Raw genomic sequence first — 4,663 nt, forward strand, 5'->3', positions numbered from 1 at the left:
TCTCAAGCGTAAAATAGCAAAACTCCATCAACTAATATCTAGACAGCGCTTGGATTGGCAATTCAAACTTGCTTACCATCTGTTTTCAGATGTAAGGGTGATATTCCTTGAAGACCTACAGGTAGCTTCTTTACTCCGACGTTGCAAAGTAAAATTAGGTGATAATGGTCAGTTTTTGCCCAACGGTCAATCAGCTAAGTCAGGATTGAATAAGTCTTTACAAGATGCAGCTTTTGGTCAGTTTGTTCAAGTCTTAGAGTATGTGGCTTGGAAACTTGGCAAAAGAATTATCAAAGTCGATCCAAAAGGTACATCTCAACATTGTTGGGAATGCTTAAGTAAAGTTCCTAAAAGCTTATCAGAGCGTTGGCATTCTTGCAGTAATTGTGGCCAAGAACTCGACAGAGACTATAACTCAGCACTTCTAATACAGAAAATTGGATTGTTATCAACACAGGAGGAGGACATCACTTCTGTCAAAACTGCGGTCAGGTTTTCCCAGACTGAAGAATCCCGCGCTGCCCTTGTAAGCGCAACGTCGGGAGTATGTCAATCATTAAAATCTATATTTCGTGTTGATATCAAATCCCGTTAATTGCACATAAAAAAAATCCCCAATCGTCATAAGTAGGCCCATCTTTGTAATTCTCTCTCCTCCTGACTCCTGACTCCTGAGTTCCCCTCCTGGGAGGGGGAGGGGCGAGGGGTGGGTTGACTCCTCCTGAGTTAACCATTTTATAACTGTTTAACCGGACTTGATATGATTGGGAATTTTTAATTCTTCTCAACCTAATTTTCAAGACAAGCTAGAACCCCCTGAAAAGCTGGAGATAATTTATCTATGGCATGGGCATCAAGATAGCCTTGAAAATCAGGCTCATTTAGAGGAGAGCTATCCAATAAGCGAATTGCTTCTAAGCATTCTTCCACATTGCCTTCATGAATACTCACTCCTAAATTAAACTTTTTTACTCTTTCTCCCATACAATAATTTTTACTAACAACAATGGGCTTGCAAAAGTTTGCAGCTTTGTTCAGCATATTACTACTGTGTGGAAAATTCTCATAAGCAGCAAATAAAATATCACAAATTGACACTAGAGCATTAAATCTAGGCTCTGGAACTACCTGCCAGTGAAAGAAACAATTTTCGAGATTTAAGCTGATAATTTCTAGTAGTTTAGAATGCTCTTTTTGAGTAAAAGTTTTTGGATACAGATTGCCAGCAAAAAGAAAAAAGAATGGTTCTAATTTCATTTTTTGAGCAACTTCAACAAGAGTAAAAATGCTTTTTCGCTTAGACTGAGACCCCAACAAACCCACAATTTTTCTACCCTGAGCTTGTTCTTTAATCTGCTGAATTAAGGGAAAGCTGAAATCTGCTTCAGAAGCATCAATACAATCAGGGAAATTAATGACTGTTTTCCCAGAAAGTCTATCTTGAAATTGATCGGTTATGCCTTCATCTAATAGCGCCACAGCACGACAATGGGAAGAATATAAAATAGCATGGGGCTGTACAAAACCTGGCAATAAAGACCAAAACCAAGGTTTTAAGCGCATATGGCGGGGGTGAAGATACAAGCCAGACCACTGGTAAGGAAAAATTCGGTTTATTAAGTAATGAGTTAAACCTGTAGCTAAATAGCCGTCCAATACACAAAAAAAGACTAGATCGGGAATTTTTTCTAGCTTTTGAAAGGCATGATCTAGAACTAATTTAGCATCACGCCAAAGATTTACCGCATTGAGTATTGAATGTAATTGCTGAAGCGGAAATCGTGACGACGGTGGTTTGCGAAACTCAAAAATTTGATATTGTCCAGGCTGTGGCCGACAATGCTCTTGAATCCAGTTGTCTAATTCTTGAGTTTCCGGACAAAAAGTAAAAACCTGATGACCTAGCTCTAGCAGCATTTTGTTGAATAACTTCAGATAAGTGGGGCGGTGGCCTTTCCAACTATCTTCAATTAAAGCGATGACTTTCAAAGGAAAAATTTACCCTCCTATGGGATCAACAAAGCGATCAAGACAAACGATTCATTATGGAAACTAAATATACTATAGAAATTTTCCTTCCGTCAAAAGTTAAAGCTTTTCTTTATGAAAAAAAAGTCGAGCACGATGTAAGCTATTTTATGGTAGATTATGACTGAAAGAATATTTGTTAGTCAGCACCCCGCTCTAAAGAGACGGGGTATCAAGCCTTTCCCTTTAGATAGCTGACCAGCCTAAGTCAATCAGCGGACTACGTTATCGGTAAGCGTTAAAGTTCCTACCTGCAAATGCGTAGCCAGTTTGTAGCTCTAGAACCGCAGCATTAAACAGTCCTACGAGGGGTAAGACAGTGTGTTGCGGAAAGTACCGACCGATAACATTGGCGAGGCTAACTTTACCCCAGAAATGGGCGTTACAGGTTTGTGGATTCCTGGGTTTACCACCAATAAAAATCCACACCCCCTATAGGGGACGGGGGTTTTAACCCCTGTGTCGTTTTTCCTCCCCCGGCTAAAGCGCGGGGGTCTCCAAGCTACCGGAGGTATCTGATGAGTAATAGTGTTCAACCGGAACAGGAAGGGATAACCTATGACCTAGGCCATGGGGTAAACCTAGAAATGGTACATATCCCATCTGGCAGTTTTCTGATGGGAGAAGATATTTTAGAGTTTGAAAGACCTCGACATCAGGTCAATATTTCCCCTTTCTGGATGGGAAAATATGCTGTAACTCAGGAACAGTGGCAAGTTGTTGCTACGACTTTTGAGAAAGTCAACAGAGACTTAAAACCAGATCCATCCTACTTTAAAGGGGCAAAACGACCAGTGGAAGAGGTGTCATGGTATGATGCCGTAGAATTTGGCGATCGCTTAAGCAAAAAGTTTAATCAACAATTTCGCTTACCCAGCGAAGCGGAATGGGAATATGCTTGTCGTGCAGGTTCGACCACGAAATTTTTCTTTGGTGATGATCAAAAAGATTTAGAAAAATATGCTTGGTATAGCATCAACTCCGACTACAAAACCCAACCTGTGGGACAAAAGCTTCCCAATCCCTGGGGGCTATATGACATTGAAGGCAACTGTTGGGAATGGTGCTTAGATAAATGGCACTATACCTATGATGATGCACCAACAGATGGGAGTGCCTGGATCGAAAATAGTGCTAATGAGAATCGACTCCTGCGCGGTGGTTCGTGGAATGCATTTACAAGGTCCTGTAGTTCTAGTTTTCGTAACAAACTCTATCCTGAGTATGGTAATTTTTACTATGGTTGCCGGATTATTTGTACTTAAACTCCTAATGCAGTGAGGAGTCCCATGGTAATATCATGTTCGGATGATCACTTACAATAAAGTCATTGCGACTGAAACGGAGTGGAAGGAAGCAATCTCAGGTGTTTGAGATATCTCTTCCATCTACATCCTAATCATAACTATTCAACCGAACATGATATAAGTAGTTAGACAGAATTAATTAGACAAAATCAAACCTTAAACCCCTATGCGGTCTAGATACATTAGTATCTAATGTGTAAGTAGGGTTTGCTGAAAAAGTCTTATGGGTGAGGGTAGGAGACAACCCACCCCTAGCCCCTCCCAACCCACCCCTAGCCCCTCCCAGGAGGGGAGGGGGAGACAGGAGACAGGAGAAATGGATCGGGAGCGAGGAGGCAGGAGCTAAGTTTTGTCAATTTGGGATTTTTCTGCCCAACTCTTGACCAAAATCCGCTCCTAATTGAACCATTACCACCTAATATCATGTCCGGTTGAATAATTAGACTTTGGTGGAAGGAAGGCAGCGGGAGCTGGAGGCAGGAGGCAGAAGGTTTTCTCAAGAGTGTCACCTTGATTTTATACACGCTCCGATGCTACCGGACACGATATAAAACCTCGCACTTTTTGATACTTAAAAAGACTAAAAGCTTTATCTATCAATGCTTTGAGATTTAATCAGTAAGCCATAAATATTTCTGTCAAACTTGATTCTGCAAGGGGTCTCCCGTTATATCATGTCCGGATAATAGCGTGATAAAAAAAACCTTTTCCCTTCTAACCTTTTCTTTCCTCTCTTGGTGCGCATTCCCTTGCGTCTGACGCCGACGCGGGGTCGCACCGCTTCTGCCTCCTGCCTCCAGCTCCCGCTGCCTTACCTCCTCCAAAGTGTAACTATTCAACCGGACATGATATTATACGAATGTTAACGGGAGGGGAATTGCCGACCAACAAATAAACCGCGTAGCGTCCACTTAGTTTCTTGCATTGTGTACTTTTTTGTGTTATATCATGTCCGGATAATAGCGTGATAAAACACTTTTTCTCATGAGCGCCTTTTCTTCCCTTCTGCCTCCTGCCTCCTGCCTCCTGCCTTCGGACCTCCAAAGTGTAAGTATTCAACCGGACATGATATTATTGATGATTCTATCAGGAGTAGCGGTAATACGCACCCGATAACAGGACGCTCGAAAACGACATAGAGTATGGGGTTCAATTGCTGAAGTTAAGCGTCAACCCGTGAAAAGATAAAACTCTTGAGGGAACTTTCTGGAGTACAGAATTGTTTAGTACAAAAAGGCGGTGGGTCTCATCGTCTCTGTCTGTGGAGGGTTAAGTGGTTGCACTCCCTTTGAAACAGAAAGCCCGCGTCCGTGAGGTGGGGAAGCCTA

The 4,663-nt window shown here is 42.0% G+C and carries 3 protein-coding genes; 2 read left to right on the forward strand and 1 reads right to left on the reverse strand.

The window, feature by feature from the left end; genetic code table 11:
• Positions 1 to 595, forward strand: a 595-nt coding sequence (locus F6K54_RS40670) for a transposase (protein ID WP_293090123.1), incomplete at its 5' end; no start/stop codon positions are given.
• Between the two features lie 194 nt (positions 596 to 789).
• Here the strand turns inward: F6K54_RS40670 and F6K54_RS40675 are convergent.
• Positions 790 to 1,989, reverse strand: a complete 1,200-nt coding sequence (locus F6K54_RS40675) for a glycosyltransferase (protein ID WP_293090125.1) — start codon at positions 1,987 to 1,989, stop codon at positions 790 to 792.
• Between the two features lie 557 nt (positions 1,990 to 2,546).
• On the opposite strand from F6K54_RS40675, the gene F6K54_RS40680 reads away from it, so the two are divergent.
• The gene (locus tag F6K54_RS40680) at positions 2,547 to 3,293 is read left to right on the forward strand and encodes a formylglycine-generating enzyme family protein (protein ID WP_293090126.1); all 747 of its coding nucleotides are present in this window, start codon (positions 2,547 to 2,549) and stop codon (positions 3,291 to 3,293) included.
• Positions 3,294 to 4,663 lie beyond the last annotated feature (1,370 nt).

Origin of the sequence: Okeania sp. SIO3B5, from assembly GCF_010692555.1 — a bacterium.
In the GTDB taxonomy this organism is placed as follows: domain Bacteria; phylum Cyanobacteriota; class Cyanobacteriia; order Cyanobacteriales; family Microcoleaceae; genus Okeania.